The 18,967-nt window shown below is 67.2% G+C and carries 2 protein-coding genes; both read left to right on the forward strand.

Features of this window, described 5'->3' with window-relative positions; all coding sequences use genetic code 11:
* Positions 1-243 precede the first annotated feature (243 nt).
* A complete protein-coding gene (locus LVJ94_21265; protein ID WXB09746.1) occupies positions 244-16,857 on the forward strand; it encodes an amino acid adenylation domain-containing protein in 16,614 nt (5,537 codons plus the stop codon).
* A 76-nt stretch (positions 16,858-16,933) separates the two neighbouring features.
* The gene (locus LVJ94_21270; protein ID WXB09747.1) at positions 16,934-18,763 is read left to right on the forward strand and encodes a carbamoyltransferase; all 1,830 of its coding nucleotides are present in this window, start codon (positions 16,934-16,936) and stop codon (positions 18,761-18,763) included.
* Positions 18,764-18,967 lie beyond the last annotated feature (204 nt).

Here is an 18,967-nt window from a genome sequence, read left to right on the forward strand (position 1 = left end):
GCGCCTTGCACGCCGGCTGGACGCCAAAAGCGCCGACGCAGCGCGTCAGTAGCGTATTTGTTCAAGTACTCCCCAATAGAATTTCGTATTTGGATTTATTCGTCCGGCACCGCCGCACAAACGCCATCGTGGCGGGGAAGTGCGCATGCGTGATTCACCCTTCGAGAGCCCGCCGAGAAAGTCATTTTGACATCGATATCCATTGATTGGCAGTTGCTGGGACTACCCCGCGAGATCTCCAGCGTGGATCGGCTCCTTCTCGAACGCGCGAATCGGACACCGGACGCGGTCGCTTTTCGATTCGTGGATCGCGAAGACGAGGAGGGCCTCGTCTGGACGTATGCAGATCTTCACGCCCGCGCTGGCGCCATTGCGCGAAGTCTCCGAGAAGGCGGCGTTGCGCCGGGAGATCCCGTGGTGCTGCTGTATCCCCAGGGCCTCGACTACATCGGTGCGTTCTTCGGATGCCTTTATGCCGATGCGATTCCGGTCCCCCTCCTTCCCGCGCGCTCGAAACGCGGGTGGGCGCGGATTCGGACGGTCCTGGGAACCAGCGGTGCCCGCAGCGTTTTGACCACTGCGAATTTGGAATCGTCCGTTCGCGATGCGCTGCACGACATCTCGGCGCACGGAGATCTTCGCTATTTCGTAACCGACCGCCTGGCGAACGAGGCGGATTTCGTTCCTGAAACGAAAAGCCAAAACGCAATTGCATTTCTGCAATACACGTCCGGCTCGACGGCCTCACCGCGCGGCGTGGTGGTTGGTCACGATAATCTGTTGGCGAATCTGTGGACGATTCATCGGGCGTTTCGGATTCGCTCGGACAGCCATGTTCTTTCGTGGCTGCCGCTCTACCACGACATGGGACTCATCGGAGGGGTGCTGGAGCCCTTGTTCGCAGGGGTTCCCGGCACACTTCTCTCGCCCATCGCCTTCGTCCAGAAGCCGCTGCTGTGGCTTCGGGCCATCGGACGTTTTCGAGCCACGATCAGCGGTGCGCCCAACTTCGCGTACCGCATGTGCGTGGAGCGGGCTACCGGGGAAGAGATCGCACAGCTCGATTTGAGCACGTGGGAACTCGCATTCTGCGGTTCCGAGCGGATCGGCGCCAAGGTCATGGAGGACTTTGCCGAAACGTTTGCGTGGGCAGGCTTTCAGCGCGAAACCATGCTTCCCTGTTACGGGCTGGCCGAGGCGACGCTCTTCGTGAGCGGCGGGCCGCAAGGGCACGGGGCGCGACTCACCAGCATTTCTCGGACGGGGATGGCCATGCATCGCGCATTGCCACCGAAGTTGGCGGCAGATGCAACGCGGCTGGTCTCGTGCGGCGTGATTCCCGAAGAGCACGACGTGCGCATCGTGAATCCCGAAAACGGGATCGATGTCGAAGAGAGCGGGATCGGAGAGATCCTCATCGCGGGGCCCAGCGTTGCGCGCGGCTATTGGGGAGAGCCGCCGGAGCCACCGGGACGGCATTTGCGGACAGGCGATCTCGGATTCGTGCGCGGTGGTGAGCTGTACGTCACCGGGCGATGCAAAGAGATACTCATCGTACGCGGAGCAAACCTCTATCCTCAGGATCTGGAGTTCGCCGCGGAGGCGAGCCATGCGGCGCTCGTGACGGGCGGCAGCGCTGCGTTCGCTGTGCTGGTCGAAGACTCCGAGGAAATCGTCCTCGTGATGGAGGTGGCCAAGGGCGATGGTGGGCATGAGTACCCTGCCGTGGTCGCTGCCGTACGCGCAGCCGTGGCCGAGACCTTTCAGCAGAGCGTACACTCCGTCGTTCTGGTGCGCCGGAACACGGTGCCTCGGACAACCAGCGGGAAGATCCAGCGCGGACTCTGCAAAGTGCAGTTCGAGGCGGGCGATTTGCACGCCATGTACCGGGAGGGCCCGGCGCCCGAAGCTCGCGAAACGGGCACGGCGGACGCCGTGGCGGATGTGCCCGCGCAAGGGCTCGACGCCGGACGCGCACTGCTCGTCGAGCGCATCGCGCGGATGGCCGGGGTGCCGGCCTCGCAGGTCGATCTCTCGCGAACGGCGGCGGACTACGGATTCAGCTCGTTGTCGGCCGCGTCGATGGCGCACGATCTGGAACGCGTGCTTGGACGCGCGGTGGGGATGGACCGGTTCTTCGCAGGTCGTGCGCTGGATGCGATGCTCGCCGACGTCATGGCCCACGGGCGTGCGGTCGCGGCCGTAAGGGCGACGCCAGCGGGTGCGTCCCGGGTGGCGCTTACACGCGGTCAACTCGCGATCTGGGCCGCTGAGAAACTGGTGCCGGGCACTCACGGTTACCTCATCGCCCGTGCGGTGACGATGCCGGACGATCTCGACGAAGATGCGTGGGCGCGGAGCCTGACCGCCGTGGCTCGGAAGCATCCGCTGCTTCGGACGCGCATTGTCGAGGGGGTCGAGGGCATCGAGCCAGAGGAAGGCTGTTTCCTGGAGCTGCTCCCCCTGGCGACGCTGGAGATGGCTCGGGCCGACCTTTGCGACGTTCCCGATGGCCCCGAGCTTCGACGCCGCCTCTCCGAGTTGGCCATGCGCCCGCTGGATCTGTCGGCGGGTCCCATGCTTCGGGCCATTTTGGCGCGCTGTAGCAATGGACGCCGCGTGCTTCTCGTCACGGTGCACCACATCGTCTCGGACTTCGTGTCGATGGTGCGCCTGCTCGAGGATTGGTGCGCAGCGTACGGATCGCCTTCCCTGCCGTCGAACGGAGACGGTGAGGAGCTCCAGCTCGAGGCGAGTGTCCAGCTCGACGAGTCGGAAGCGTGGAGCGAGGCCAAGGATCATTGGAAGGCCGCACTCGAGGGCGAGCTGCCGATGCTCGAATTGCCGCACGACCGCCCTCGACCCAAGGCACCGCGGCACCAAGGCCTTTTGTCGCACGCGCGCGCCGTTGGCGCGCCGTCGAAGCTCGACGCGCTGGCCAAGGAGTGTGGCACCACACGCTTCGTAGTGGCGCTCACGGCTTACGCCGCCTTCCTGCAGCGCTGGACGGGGCAGAACGAATTCGTCATCGGTACGCCCGTCACGCAACGCCGTTCGCCCGACGATGCACGGCGCGTCGGGTTCTTTCCGAATTTCATCCCGCTGCGTGTCGCCGTGCCGGATGCGGTCACGTTGCGGCAGCTCGTGCCCGCGGTCCGAGACGTCGTGAACGCCGCCTTGCGCCACGCGAGCCTCCCGTTTCCGGAAATCGTGAAGGCGGCGGGGGTGGCCCGAAGCCCCGGGGTCCACCCGCTGTTCCAGGCATCGTTCACGCTCCACGAGACGCCGGCGGGCATCGATCCCAACGCCACGGCGAGCGCCCTCCATGTCGATGGTGTGCCCGTTCGCATGGGCGGGATGACCCTCACGACGTACGGGCTCGACGACGACGGCTGTCACCACGACTTCATGGTGTTCTCCGGCGTCGTCGGAAACGATCTCGTCGTTCACACACAGTCCGACGCCGCGCTGTTCGATGCCGCGTCTGCGCGCACCATGACCGAGGGATGCGCCGAGCTGCTCACGGCACTTCTTCGGCAGCCCGACGTGCTCCTCGACGACGTCGCGTTCGGCACGCCGTCCATCGTCTACGGCAAGAAGCTTGCGGCCACGGCGCCGTCGACCATCGTCGCACGCATCGCCTCGCACGATGTGCACGCCATCGCCGTGGCGGATCGCCATCGGAGCCTTCGCTATGGCGAGCTCGTGGAGCACGCCCGCGCCATCGCGGAGACGCTGCGTGCCCGTGGGGTGCAACCTGGAGATCCCGTCGGGCTTTGCGCCGAGGAGCGAAGCGCCGCGGGTGTGGTCGCGATGGTCGGCATCCTCATGGCGGGCGCATGGTTCGTGCCGCTCTCGAGCCAGCTTCCCATCGAGCGACTGCGGTTCATCCAAGAGGATCTGGGTGCGCGCTTCGTCATGGCGCGGGCCGACCACGCGCGGCCATACGAGGCAGCGGGCTTCGACGTTCTCGACGTATCGCCGGCGCATGCCGAAGGCTCCGTGGGGCCGACGGCGCCAGGTACCGCTTACGCCATCTACACCAGCGGCTCCACGGGAACGCCAAAGGCCGTCGTCGTGGAGCACGCCCAGGTGGTCCATTTCGCCGACGCGGTGGCGGCGCGGTATGGGATCGGTCCCGGAGACTCGATGGTTTCGGGCGCGTCGTGGAGCTTCGACGCGATGATCTTCGAGATCCCGGTCTTTCTCGTTCTCGGGGCACGCGTCTACGTGGCCGACGAGGAAGAGCGCCGCTCCCCGCCAAAAAAGCTCGCGCTCCTTCGCGAGCACCGCGCGACCGTGCACAACGACACACCGGTGGCGTTTCGCGAGGTCATCGAAGCCATGCTCGAGGAGGCCGGGTGCGGCGAGCCCCTGCCCGAGGTGAAGACGTGGGTGGTCGGTGGCGAGGCCACGACCCCGAAGGACGTGGAGCGGCTTCGCGCCGTCTATGCGTCCGCGGGCCGGGAGCCGGCGGCGTTCATCAATTCGTACGGCCCGACGGAGTCGACCGTGTTCGTCACCGAACATGCCTGTCGCGCCGGCGATGTCGCCAGCGTGCGCGTTCCCATCGGCCTGCCGCTCCCCGGGATGACGGCCCTGGTGCTCGACGAGCAAAAGCGACCGGTGCCCTGGGGCGCGCGGGGGCAGTTGTACGTGTCGGGACCGGCGGTGGCACGAGGCTACTGGCGCCAGCCCGAGCTCACCGAGCGAGCTTTCTTCGAGAGCCTCGACCCGCAAGCCCCACCGGGAACGCGCATGTACCGCACGGGCGATCTCGTGCGGTTGCGGCCGAACGGGTGGATCGACTTTTTGGGCCGTGCCGATCGCCAGGTGAAGTTGCGCGGGCATCGGATCGAGCTCGCCGAGATCGAGCATGCGTTCGCCGAGCAAGAAGGCGTCGCGCAAGCCTTGGTCACCACGCGCGTCGTGGCAGGCAGCCCCGCACTGGTCGCGTACGTCGTGCCGAAAGCGGGCGCGCAGATCTCCGGACGTGAACTCCGCGCGCGGCTGCACGCGCGGCTGCCTGCCTTCATGGTCCCCTGGATCGTGGCGGTGATCGACGCCTTTCCCATCGGGCCGACGGGCAAGGTCGCCGAGCAAAAGCTGCCGGCCGCAGAGTCGTTCGTCGAGAAGGCGGACGTGCGCGCGGCCCGCTCGCCGATCGAGGAGGCCATCGTGGTCGCGGTGGGCGATGTGCTCGGCGCGTCCGTGGGGCCCGACGACCATTTCTTCGAGTTGGGCGGTGACTCCATCGCGGCGCTGCGCGTGGTCACGCGGCTGCGCAGCGGCGGGCTGTCGCTGGAGATCCGTCAGCTGCTCGAGCATCCGCGGCTTTCGGAGCTCGCCGTGGTCATCGCGGGCGCAAAGCCCGTACGCGACACCGGGCCTTCGTACGCCGAGGTGGTTCGCCACGCGCGGACGGCGGGCCCCATTCACGCATGGTTCGCCCGCCAAACCACCGGCGATTGGGCCCGTTTCGTTCAATGGGTGCGCATTCCGCTGCCGCCCGGCGATCCCGCCGCACTCGCGGAGTCGGTGCTGCGGGGGCTCGTGCGCAAGCATCGCGCCTTCGCACAGGGATTCGCGCGCGAAGAAGGCACCGTAACGCGCGTCGATCTCCCGGAGGAGCGGCGCTGGCGGCTCGTCCACGCGGACGCGGGGGCTTCGACCCAGGGGCTCATCGATGCCGAGATCGCCGCGGGGACGGCCTTCGTGCCGGACCGCGGACCGCTGCTGGCCGGGCTTCTCGTCGAGGGAGACCTCGTCCTGGCCGCACACCACTTCGCGGTCGACGTCTTTTCGTGGCATCTCATCTTGGCCGACGTCGAGGCGCTCCTTCAGGGCAAGGACGCCGGCATCGACGATTTCGACTTCGCGCGATTCGCGGCCGCGATCTCCCGCGTTGCCGAGAAAGGGCGCGCCTCGCAATCGGTGGCGCAATGGAATGCCCTGCTGTGCAGGTTCGAGCCGGCGAAAGCCTACGCGGCGCTCGAGACGAGTGATGCCCGAACGTGGGAGCTCTCCGAGGAGACCACCGCCGCGCTTCTTGGCAACGCCGATCGCGTGCTTCGGGCGCGACCGCAGGATATCCTTCTCGCCGCGCTCGGGCGCGCCGTATGTGCAGAGCTCCAGCTGGAGTCGGCGCCGATTCACGTCGAGGTGCATGGCCGCGACGAGGACGTGCTGGGCATCCCCACGGGCGTGGGCTGGTGCGCCACGTGGGTACCCTACGTCGTGCCCTTCGCGGAGAACGTCGTCGAGAGCATCGCGGCGGTGAAGGATGCACGCGCGGAACTCGCACACGGTGGACTCGACTTTCTGCCGCTGCTCGTCGGCGGTGATCTGGCCCCCGAGGCGGTTGCGGCGTTCCTCCAGCCCGGCGTGCAGTTCAACTATTTGGGCACGGTGCTCGATCGTGGCCAGCATCGCGGGTTCGGTCTGCATCGCGGCGAGTCCGGCGCACGGCTCGAGGCCACCGCCATGGTGCGCGAGAAGCGCATGGTGCTTTCGATCGCCGGCCATGGCGGCATCGGCGAGCGCTGGTGTCGCGAGATCGACGTGATGGTGCAGACGCTGAGCGCGGCTGCGCGAAGGATCTACACGCGGTCCGATTTTCCGGGCGTGGGCATCTCGGACGAGAGCGCCCGGCAGCTTTCGGATCGGGTCGAGGGCGCGATCGAGGAGATCGTGCCCTTGAATGCGCTTCAGCGGCTCATGCTGCTGCGCCATCTTTCCAATCCTACCGAGGGGCGAACCAACGGCCACGTTCACCTCCGCGTGCAGGGCGCGCTCGCACTCGAGGAGCTCGAGCAGCGCCTCCGCGCCATGGTCGCCGGGCACCCCGCCCTTCGAAGTGTCTTCGATTGGACGGCGCTGGATGAACCGGTTCAAATCGTCTTCGAGGCGATGCCGGCTTCGGTCTCCTTCGCCGATGCGCGATCGGCGGGGCTCGATGTCCTGGTCCAGCGTGCGGTCTCCTCGCCCATTGATTTGACCGTCGGTCCAATCGTCCGCCTCCACGTCGTGCGCACGGGTGAGGCGGAGCACCACGTGCTGCTCACCACGGATCATGTGGCCATCGACGGCTGGAGCTTGGCCGCCGTGACCGCGGGGCTCTTCTCACCTCGCTCGACGCCGAGCTATGCGCTGCGCACGCTCCGGGCTTCGCAGAAGGACGAAACCCACGCCTACTGGGTCGCAAAGCTTCGCGGGCTCCCCGCGCCTTCCGCGACGGTGCCGCAGGCGCGCGGCGCGATCACCGTGCAGAAAAAGCTGACGTCGGGCGTGGCCGATGCCTTGCGAACCCGCGCGAAGAACCTTGGGGTCGCGCTCTCGTCGGTGCTCGTGGGGACATGGAGCCGCGTCATGGCGGGATGGTCCGGGGCCGGTGATACGCTCGTCGGGCTGACGACGTCGGGGCGCGAGGCGCACCCGCATCCGGAGACCATCGGCGCCTTCATTCAGAACGTGCCCATCTTGGTACCAAAGCGGGCACGCGCTTTTTCCGAGGTGCACGCGGCGGTGACCGAAGCCTCGGCCCACGGCGAGTTCGACCCGGCGGCCCTCGCGGAAGCCCTCGGTTACCCGATGGATGCACCGCTGTTCGAGAGCTCGGTCGTCATTCAGAACTACCCGACGGAGCGGATGGAGAACGACGGCGCGCTGCGCGTGCAGATCGTTTCGGCCAGCGACGATACGGTGTTTCCGATCACGGTCGTCGTCTACCCGGAGCCCGATTTTCGGATCCGCCTTCATGCACGCTCGGGCGCGGCGGAACCCCACCAGGCCCAGGGGCTGCTCGACGCGTTCACTGCGTTGTTGGAACGCATCGCGCACGAACCGCAGTGTGAGCTCGCGACCCTCGAGGCGCCTCGAGACCTGAGCCCGCCGCCGCGCGAGAAGCCGAAGCCTAAGCCGCCCGTGCGTCGCGACGCGCACGGGACGACCGACGCGCTGGTTCGCTCGGTCTTGCGCGAGTCGTTCGGGAACGTTCCGGACCTGATGGATCGGAACTTCTTCGACCTCGGGGGCTCTTCGCTCACGCTGCTGCGTCTGCGGCAACGGCTGGGCGATCACGTCGGACGTGAGCTGCCGGTGACCTTGTTCTTCCGCACCGGCAATGGGCGGCGGTTGGCCGAAGCCCTGGACGGTGCTCCCGTGACGGAGTCCCGACACGAACCCACGGTCCGTGAGCGCCATGCGGGCGCGCGCTTTGCCATCGTCGGCATGGCCGGGCGCTTCCCCGGAGCGGCCGGCATCGATGCCTTGTGGACCGCGCTGCGTGAAGGACGCGAGGGCATCCGCCGCCTGTCGCCCGACGAGCTGGGTCCCGAGGGTCGGGATGCACATGCACGGGATCCCCAAGGCTTCGTGGGCGCGTGCTCCGAGCTCGAAGACATCGAACAGTTCGACGCGGCGCTCTTCGACATTTCTCCGCGCGAGGCGGAGCTTCTCGACCCCCAACAGCGCGTACTCCTCGAAACGGCGTACCAGGCGCTGGAAAATGCTGGCTACGATCCTCGCTCGGTGGAGGACGGCGGCGGCGGGGTGCGGCGGCGCGTCGGTGTCTTCGCCAGCAGCACGCTGAGCAGCTACCTCGTGTACAACCTGCTCTCGCGCCGCGAACTCCTCGACGAGGAAGGCGCGTGGCGGTTGGCGATGGCCAACGAGAAAGACTGTGGCCCGAGCCGCATCGCGTACAAGCTGGGACTCACGGGTCCCGCCATCGCGGTGCAGACCGCGTGCTCGTCGTCGCTGGTAGCAGTTCACGTCGCATGCGCGTCGCTCGCGAGCGGCGAATGCGACATGGCGCTGGCCGGCGGCGTGAGCATCCGCGTGCCCCACAAGGCTGGCTACTCGAAGCGCGATGCGGAGATCCTCTCCCACGACGGCCGATGTGCGGCATTTGGGGCGGATGCCTCGGGCACGGTTCTCGGCGACGGTGCGGGTCTCGTCGTTCTGAAGCGGCTCGAGGATGCGATCCGCGACCGCGATCCCATCTGGGCCGTCGTTCTCGGGTCCATGATCAACAACGACGGCGCGCGAAAGGCCGGCTACACGGCCCCCAGCGTGGAGGGCCAGCGCGAGGTGTTGCTTCGCGCCTTCGAGCGCGCCGGTGTTCGGGCCGACTCGATCCAGCTCGTCGAAGCCCATGGAACAGGAACGCCGCTCGGCGATCCCATCGAGTTCGAGGCACTGACCGAGGCGTTTCGCGCCCACACCGAGGAGCGCGCGTTTTGCGCGCTGGGCTCGATCAAGTCGAACCTGGGGCACTTGGACAATGCGGCGGGTATCGCGGGCCTCATCAAGTGCGTGCTCGCGCTGCACCATCGCGAGATACCGCCGACGTTGCACGCCGAGCCGGTGAACCCGGTCCTCGATGTCGCGAGCTCTCCCTTTTACGTCGCGCAGGCGCCCAGGCCTTGGCCCGAGACGCGCGGCCCACGGCGCGCGGCGGTGAGCTCCTTCGGCATCGGTGGGACCAACGCGCACGCGATCCTCGAGTCTTGGGAGAATGTGCCGCGCGAGGAGCGCTTCGAGGCAGCGCCCGAGCTTCTCCTTCTTTCGGCGCGCACCGAGGAGGGGCTCGCGAAGCTGGCGGGCGATTGGGGGCGGTACATCGAGAACCTCGAGGGACCGCTGTCCGATCCGCTGCGCACCTCGCAGCTCTTTCGAGAGCACTTTCCCCTTCGTCGGGCCGTCGTGGCGGCATCCGCGAGCGAGCTTCGCGAAGCGCTCGCGCAGCCGAGAGCCGTACGCACGGCGTCGGCACCGCCCGTGGTGGCGGTATTTCCGGGCCAGGGTTCGCAGTACCGCGGCATGCTGCGCGGGTTGCGCGCGTCGAACGCCGCGTTTCGCGAGGCCGAGGACGCGTGCATCGCGCTCCTTGGCGGGCCGGATACGGAGCTCGGGCAGATGCTCCTCGACGGCGAGGCCGATCCGACGCCGACTCGGTTCGCGCAGGTGGCGATGTTCGTCGGCTCGTACGCGATGCTTCGCGCCATCGAGGCGGCTGGCCTTCATCCGGTGGCGTACGTCGGGCACAGCATCGGCGAGCTCGTGGCCGCCGTGGCCGCCGGCGCGGTGGACCTTGCGACGGCGCTGGCGATGGTGCGCGTGCGCGGCGAGGCGATGGCCTCGATGCCCGAGGGCGCGATGCTCGCGGTATCGTTGGGCCGAGCCGACGTCGCAGCCATGCTGCCCGCGCGGCTCGACATCGCGGCCGTCAATGGTGCCTCGGCCACCGTGGTGGCAGGGCCCGTGGCGGACGTGGACGCTTTTCAGGAGCTCTTGGCCGCGAAGCACGTCTCCGCGCGACGGCTGCACACGGCGCACGCGTTTCACTCGCGGTCGGCGCTCGAAGCTGCCGACACGTTCCTCGAGCGGATGACCGCCATCCCGGCGGCGGCCGAGACGAGCGCGCCCGTCTTCTCCTCGGTGACGGGAAACGCGATCGACGCTGCCGCGCTGACCCGCCCGCAGCACTGGCGCGACCAAATCGACCATACCGTCGCATTCCACGATGCGATCCAAGCGGCGACGCTTCGCTTCGAAGACGCCATCTTCGTCGAGGTGGGCCCCGGGCAGGCCCTCACCGCGCTGCTTCGCGGCGAGCGGCACACGGCGATCCCGCTGGGCAAACACCCGGCACACCACGACGGCGACGATGCGCGTTGGCTCGCGGCCATCGGGGAGCTCTGGGAGCTCGGCGTCCCGCTCGACTTCGGGTCCATCAGCCCGCGGGCGAGCTTCCGCAGGCGCCGCATCCCTGGCGCGATCCTCGAGCCGCGGCGCTTCTGGATCGAGCCTGCGAGCGCGCCCGCCCCCAGCGCACGCGCCTACGTGCCGACCTTTCGCCCCGCGCCGCCGCAGGGCGCCGTCGAAGACCCGAGCGCGCTCGCCGTCGTGTTCGACGAGCCGGAGCTCGACCTTCCGCGCCTGCACGACTTCGTGCAGCGGCTCGGGCGCGCCTCGCGCGAGAAGCCCGACACCGTCGTCCACGGCGTGCTCGTGTCGCGTCAGGGCGTCTCCGTCCGTGGCGAAGCGGTGCACTCGGCGGAATGGGCCTTCGGCTACGGCACTGGTCTGGTCGCGCAGATGGAGTTTCCCAACGTGCGCTTCCGCGCGGTGGACGTCACCGCCGATGCCACGCCGGACGACGTGGCCGCCACCTTGCGCGCCGAGCTCGCGTCCACGAGCAGCTACCCGCTCGTCGCATGGCGGGGCACGGAGCGCTTCGAGCTCGACTTCACGCCGCACCCCACGGGCGGGCACGCCCCGCTCCTTCGACGGGGCGACGTGGTGCTGATCACCGGTGGCCTCGGCGCCATCGGGCGCCGCCTGGCCGCACACCTCGCCGAACACCACGGCGCCCATGTCGTCGTCGGCACCCGCCGCCAGGACGTGGAGAATCTCGTGCTGCCCTCGGGCGCCGCGGTCCCGTGCATCCCGCTCGACGTGACCGATCCCGAGTCCATCGCCGCCGCGCTCGCGTTCTGCGAGGCTCGATTCGGCGCGGTGAGTGGCATCTTCCACGCCGCAGGCATCGACAAATCGCTCGCCTACCGCGCGCTGGACGAGCTGACACCGGCCGATTTCGCGCGCCACTTCGACACCAAGGTCGATGGCACGCGGAACCTGGCCGGCGCCATCGCGGGACGCGGGGTGCGCTTCGTTGCCCTCTTCTCCTCGCTCTCCGCGTACGTGGGCGGCCTCGGATGCGGCGCCCATGCGGCGGCGAACCGCTTCCTCGACGTCTTCGCCGCGAGCGCCGCGGGCGAGACGCGCTGGCTCTCCGTCGCGTGGGACCGCTGGCTCTTCGAAGACGACACCATCCCGCACACCGCCGAATCACGCCGGCTTGCCTTGAATCCCGCCGCAGCGTTCGCGCTTTTGGACGGGTTGCTCGCCGAGGGCGCCCCGGCGAGCGTGCTCGTCTCCACCGAGCCACCGATGCGGCGCATCGAAGGCCGTGTGGGCGGCGAAGCGCGCGCCACGCGCCACGCGCGTCCGCTCCTTCGAACGAGCTTCGTGGCCGCCGCTTCGGAGACCGAAGTCGCGCTGGCGAAGATCCTCGCCGACATCCTCGGCCTCTCCGAGGTCGGCGTCCTCGACGATCTCTTCGATCTGGGCGCCAGCTCGTTGCACAGTGCACGCATTTCGGAGAAAGTGCGTGCGGCGTTCGATGTGCACCTCCCGCTGAAGGACGTCTTCGCGGCACGCACCGCCCGAGCGCTCGCAACGCGCATCGACACGGCGCGCACCGAGTTATCCCCTACGGATTGGCGCGCGATGGTCCGCGGCCCCGGTGCACTCGCGCCGCACGCACCGCGTCCGGCGTCGCACGGGCAGACGCGCATGTGGTTCCTCCAGCAGATGGATCCGGAGACGAGCCACTACACGAACGCCATCTCGCTCTGGATCGACGGGCACCTCGATCACGGGCGCTTCTGCACCGTGATCGACGCCCTGGTGGCGCGGCACGCCATGTTGCGCACGGTCTTTCGCCAAGACGACGATGCCATCGTGCAAATCGCTCTTCCCGAGCTTCGGATCGATGTGCCCCTTCGCGATCTCTCGGGCTTACCGATGGACCAGCGGAGGGCTCGCTCCGATGCATTGGCCCGTGCGCAGAGCCGCCGCACCTTCGACCTGGAGCGCGGACCGCTGGTCCACTTCGAGCTGCACCGGTTCGAGGCGAATCGGCACCGTCTGACCTTCATCTACCATCACATCGTCGCCGATACCTGGTCGCTCGAGCTGTTCATGCGCGAGTTCGTCCAGGCGTACGTGTCGGGCCCCGGGGCGATGCCGCCGCCGTCGTTCTCGTACGCCGACTTCGCCGAGTGGCAGCGGCGTCCCGAGGTGGAAGCCGAGTACCAGTCGCAGCTCGCGTACTGGACCGAGCGATTGCGCGAGCACGCCATCGAGGACTCGCCCATCGACCTGCCCGCAGATCGGCCGAGGCCCGCCGAGCAATCATTCCGGGGCGCCACCATCGTGTTCGACGTGCCTTCCGAGACCGCGGCGGGCCTTCGCAAGCTCGCATCGTCGCTGGGCGTGAGCTCGTTCGCGATCGCCCTGCACGCCTTCCGCATTCTGCTGGCGCGCTACGGCAGCGGCGATGGGGTTACCGCGATTGGCGTTCCGGTGTCGGGGCGCGCGCACTCGTCGGCCAGCGATATTTTCGGCTTCTTCGTCAACACCATCGTCCTTCTGGGCGCAGTCGACGAGGATGCCAGCGTCCAGAGCAATCTACTGCGCGAGGCGGAGAATGCGCTCGCCGCCCTGGAGCGCCAGGACGTTCCCTTCGAGCGGGTCGTGGAAGCCGTCAACCCCGCGCGCTCACTAAGCCAGTCGCCGCTCTTTCAGGTGATGTTCTCCTACGAGAACGTGCCCGAGGAGACGCGGGCCACCAAAGCGCTTTCCTTCCGTGCCGAGAAAATCGATGGCGGCACGAGCATCTTCGACCTCGTGCTCTCGGTGCACGAGGCGGCCGGCGCGCTCGGGGGCGATCTCTCGTATGCGACGGATCTCTTCGATGCACCGACGGCGGAGCGGATCGTCGAGCACTACGTGACGGTTCTTTCCGAGCTGGTACGGGACGCCGAACGTCCCGTGCGGCACGTCGGCCACGTGAACGCGTCCGAGCGCCGTGAGCTGCTCGAGGCGCTGAACGCGAAGAGGTACGCCGCCCCCGAAGGGCCCTTCGTGGACCGCGTGTTCGACTGCGCGAAGGCGTCGCCCCGGGCCATCGCCTTCGTCCACGGCGCATCGAGAACCGACTACGCCACGCTCGCGGAGCGCATTTCGGAGGTGGCACGAGGACTCTCCGCCATAGGGCTCGCGCCTGAGGACCGCGTGGCCCTCATGCTTCCCCGCGGACTCGATCTCGTCGTGTGCTTGCTCGCCATCCACCACGCGGGTGGCGCGTTCGTGGCCATCGACCCTTCCCTCCCCGCGCTGCGGCGAGAGCGCCTGCTCGAGCTCTCGGGCGCCCGATTCGGCATCGCCCAGGCCAAAGAGACGCTCGGCCAGGTCGAGGTCTTCACCCACGACGAGCTTCGCGCCCGCGGTGCGGGGCTTGCCGATTCCCCGAGGCCCGCGCACGCGCACCACGGCCTCGCCTATCTGCTCTTCACCTCGGGCTCCACCGGCGAGCCCAAGGGCGCGATGGTCGAACACGGCGGAATGGTCAACCACCTCTTCGCCAAGATCGAAGACCTGGGCATCGGCCCCGGCGACGTCGTTGCCCAGACGGCGGGTCTCTCCTTCGACATTTTCGTCTGGCAGCTCGTGGCCGCCCTTGGCGTGGGCGGCACCACGGTGGTCTACGACGACGACGTGGTTCGGGAGCCCGATGTGCAGCTTCGCGCGCTGGTGGACGACCGCGTGACCGTCTTCCAGATCGTTCCCTCGTACCTCGGCGCCATGCTGGACGCGTTCGATGCGTTCCCCATCCCACCCGCGCTGGGATGGCGCGTCGTTTCGGTCACGGGCGAGGCCGTGCAGCCCGCGCTCTGTGCGCGCTTTTTGCAGCTCTTTCCCGAAGTGCGCCTCTTGAACGCGTACGGGCCGACGGAATGCTCCGACGACATCACGCACCACTTCATCACCCAAGATGATGCCCGTGGCCTGCGCGTTCCCATCGGGCGCCCCATCCACAATGCGAACCTGTACGTGGTCGATGCGCGCATGCGGCTCAGTGGCCTCGGTGTGCCCGGTGAGATCCTCGCGGGCGGCATTCCCGTGGGGCGCGGCTACATCGGGGATCCGCAGCGCACGGCGCTCACCTTCGTCGCCGATCCCTTCGCGGTCGAACCGGGTTCACGGGCCTACCGAACCGGTGACGTGGGCCGCGTTCGACCCGACGGCGTCATCGAGTTTCTCGGCCGGCGCGATCATCAGATCAAGGTGCGCGGGCACCGCATCGAGCTCGGGGAAATCGATTCCGTGCTCGCTTCCTTCCCGGGCGTACGCGAGGCGGCGACCGTGCTGGCGAAGTCCGACGACGCGCCGCCGAAGCTCGTCGCCTTCGTGGCGATGAGCGGGCAAACGGAGCAAACGGGCGGCGACGCCAGCGAATTGCGCGCCCATCTCGCCGAACGCGTGAGCGCCGCGATGGTTCCCAGCCATATCGCGCTCCTCGACGCCCTGCCGCTGACGGCCAACCGCAAAGTGGACCGCAAGGCCCTCGAGCGACGCGCCCTCGAGCTCGCCCGCACCACGACCGCGGGCGACGCCATCGATGGCCCGCGCACCGCACGTGAAGTCGCCGTGTGCGACGTCTTCGCGGAGGTGCTCGGCCTCGATGCGGTGGGGCGCGCGGACAACTTCTTCGAGCTGGGCGGCGACTCGATCTCCAGTCTCCAGGTCGTATCCAAACTTCGCCAGCGCGGATTCCGCATCACGGCCAAGAACGTCTTCCAGCATCAGACGGTGGCCGAGCTCGCGGCGCATGTCGATGAGACGAACACGCGTGCCAGCGCGCTCCTGCACACGGGCGAAGTCCCCCTCTCGCCCCTGCAGAAGCGATTCTTCGCGATGCCGGGCGAAGGCTTGGACCGCTGGAATCTCGGAGTGCGCCTTCGTCTCACGCGCGCGGTGACGCTCTCGGAGCTCACGGCGGCGGGCGAAGTCCTGCTTCGCACGCACCCCATGCTTCGGGCCCGTTTCGAGCGAACCGCCGACGGCGTCAAGCAAATCCTCCAGGAAGATGGCCGGGTGGCGGTCCTCTCCGTCCCGGCGGACGGCGTCGAGCGACTCTGCGGCGAAGAGCGACTCTGCAGCGAAATCTCGCTTACCGGTGCGAAGCTCGCCCTGGGTCTGGTCGATGACCAACCCGGCGAAGTCCTCCTCGTCGCACACCACCTGGTCACCGATGCGGTGTCGCTCCAGATCCTCGTCGAAGACCTGCTCGTCTTGCTCGACGGCGCCCACGAAGCCAAGACGGACGCCATGGCCGAGGTGAGCGGCTTCGGCGATTGGCTCGATGCCCTGCGCAACCTGGCGAACGCCCCCGATTTCTCCGAGGAGAAGGCCTTCTGGGGCGCATCCATCGAACGAGCCTTCCCCGCTGGCGCGATCCCCGTCGATCACGAGGGCGTCGACGATCGCGAAGGCGACCTCGCCCATCTCTCGTACACGTTCGACGCCGCGACCACGCAAAAGCTCCTCGCGCGGCTTCGCGACGACTTCCGCATTCAGCCCCTCGAGGCGCTGGCCTCGGCGCTCGCCGCGTCGCTCTCGGAATGGATGCCGCGCGAGGGCATCACGCTCTGGCTCGAAGGACACGGCCGCGACGAGCTCGACGAGCGCGTCGATTTGAGCCGCAGCGTCGGATGGTTCACCGCCATTTACCCCGTCACCTTCGACGCCTCCGAGGACCGCGCCCAGCGCATACGCGCGGCCAAAGATGCCATTCGCGCGGTGGCGCGCGGCGGTTCGGGCTTCGTCGGATTCGAGGCCACCGAAGAGCGCGAACTCCTGCCCTACGGCGTAACCCTGAATTACCTGGGCGATCTCGACCGGGCCGCCGGCAACCATCCGCTCCTGCGCTCCGTCGAGCCCCTGATCGGCGGACTGCGCGCCCCCGAATGCGGCCGCATGGAACTCCTCGACGTGGCGGGGTACCTGTCCAATGGCCAGCTCCACGTCGTGATAGGCCATGGCGCCCAGCACGACGCATGGACCATTCGAAAAATCTTGGATGGACTCTGCGAGGAGCTCGCGCTGTTTGCCCAAGACGGCGCATTGGAGGGCGCCGACGTCGTCGTCACGAGCGACTTCTCCGCCGCCACGCTCACCGACGACGATCTCGCGGCGCTTCGTGCCCATTTGGAGCTGGTCACGTGAGACAACCGAGCTATATTGAAATACCCTTTATTTTGCCTGCGCACGCACGTGTGTCGCGCAAGGGTGAGCGCTTACGATGAGTTACGTCCTTGGAATATCCGCTTACTACCACGATAGCGCCGCCGCCTTGTTGAAGGGCGGAGAGATCATTGCGGCGGCACAAGAAGAGCGGTTTTCTCGCAAGAAGCAGGATAGCCGTTTTCCGGCCAATGCCATTCGCAGCTGTTTGAAGCAGGCCGGCATCTCGTTGGAAGATCTCGAACGGGTCGCGTACTACGAAAAGCCGTCGCTCAAGTTTCATCGCTTGTTGCACACCTATTTCGCCTTCGCACCCAAGGGTCTGAGCACGTTCGTCACCGACATGCCCCACTGGCTGACGGACAAGTTGCACGTCGAGTCCGAGCTAAAACGCCAATTGGCCGCGCTCGGTCTGCACCGCCTGCCCGAGTTGTCGTTCTTCGAACATCATCAGTCGCACGCCGCATCGGCGTTTTTTGCCAGCCCATTTCCACATGCGGCCGTGCTCTGTATCGATGGAGTCGGGGAGTGGGCGACCACCTCGGTGTGGCAGGGCCGCGGAGCCTCGCTCACGCCGCTGTGGCAATTGGATTTCCCCCATTCCATTGGTCTCCTCTATTCGTCGTTTACGTATTTTTGCGGCTTCAAGGTCGATTCCGGTGAATACAAATTGATGGGGTTGGCGCCCTACGGTCGCCCCATTTACCGCGATCTCATTCTGGAGCACCTGCTCGACTTGAAGGCGGACGGCACGTTTCGCCTGAATATGAAATATTTCGACTTCGCGACCGGTCTCACCATGACCAATGCGCACTTCGAAGAGCTCTTCGGCGGACCGCCCCGCGCACCGGAAAGCGAAATCACGCAGCGCGAATTCGACTTGGCCGCCTCCGTCCAGGTCGTCACGGAAGAAATCGTGATGGCCCTGGCCCGCACCATCCACGCCGAAACGGGAGAACCGTATCTTTGTCTCTCCGGTGGCGTAGCCCTCAACTGCGTGGCCAATGGTCGCCTTCTCCGGGAGGGGCCCTTCAAGGACATTTGGGTGCAGCCGGCCGCCGGGGATGCGGGGGGTGCTCTAGGGGCCGCGTACGCCGCATGGCACTTCGACATGAAGAAGGCGCGCACGACGCCCGTCGGGGATGCCATGAAGGGAGCGTTCCTCGGCTCCAGCTATTCGCCCGAGGAAATCAAAGCGTACCTCGACTCGGTGGGCGCCATGTACCGACGGCTCGACGGCGACGCCATGCCCAACGAGGTGGGGGCGCTCTTGGCGAAGGACAACGTCGTCGGCTGGTTCCAAGGCCGCATGGAGTTCGGCCCCCGCGCGCTCGGCGCCCGATCGATCCTCGGCAATCCTTGCAGCTCCGAGACGCAGTCGGTGATGAACCTGAAGATCAAGAAACGCGAATCGTTCCGCCCCTTCGCGCCGGCGGTACTGGCCGAAAAGGCGAGCGAGTGGTTCAACCTCTCGGGCCGAAGCCCGTACATGTCCATCGTCGCCCCCGTGCTCAAGCGACACTGTCGCGAGACCTCCGATGCGGAAGATGCACTGTTCGGGCTCGACAAGCTCAAGGTCGTTCGCTCGACGATCCCCGCGGTCACCCACGTGGACTATTCGGCGCGCATCCAGACCGTGCACCGCGACCTGAACCCGCGCTTTCACCGAGTCATCGAGGCCTTCGAGCGGCTCACGGGCTGTCCGGTCATCGTCAACACCTCGTTCAACGTGCGCGGGGAGCCCATCGTGGAGAGCCCTCGCGATGCCTACGCATGCTTCATGCGAACGGCCATGGACTACTTGGTATTGGGCGACTTCCTGCTCGACAAATCGCTCCAGCCTGAATGGAAGGATCCACGCGGGCAAATGGAATTCGAACTCGATTGAGGAAATGATCCGTGAAAGCCATCGTTCGACTCCTCGCCCGCCCCCTTCTCGCGATTGTCTTCCTCGTCATTTTCGTGCCGCTGAATGGCATTTTCAGGGCACTTGGAAGAAATCCCATGGGCTTGCGGTATGACCGGAACGCCACCACCTACCGACGACGGTGCGGCCACGTGGCTGCCCATTCCGAAGGAATCAATCCATTGA

This window comes from Sorangiineae bacterium MSr11367, from assembly GCA_037157805.1.
Classification (GTDB): Bacteria; Myxococcota_A; Polyangia; order Polyangiales; family Polyangiaceae; genus Pendulispora; species Pendulispora rubella.

What these genes read in the sequence shown, in the direction of transcription:
- LVJ94_21270 (WXB09747.1), top strand. Translation starts at nt 16,934, where the DNA reads ATGAGTTACGTCCTTGGAATATCCGCTTACTACCACGATAGCGCCGCC.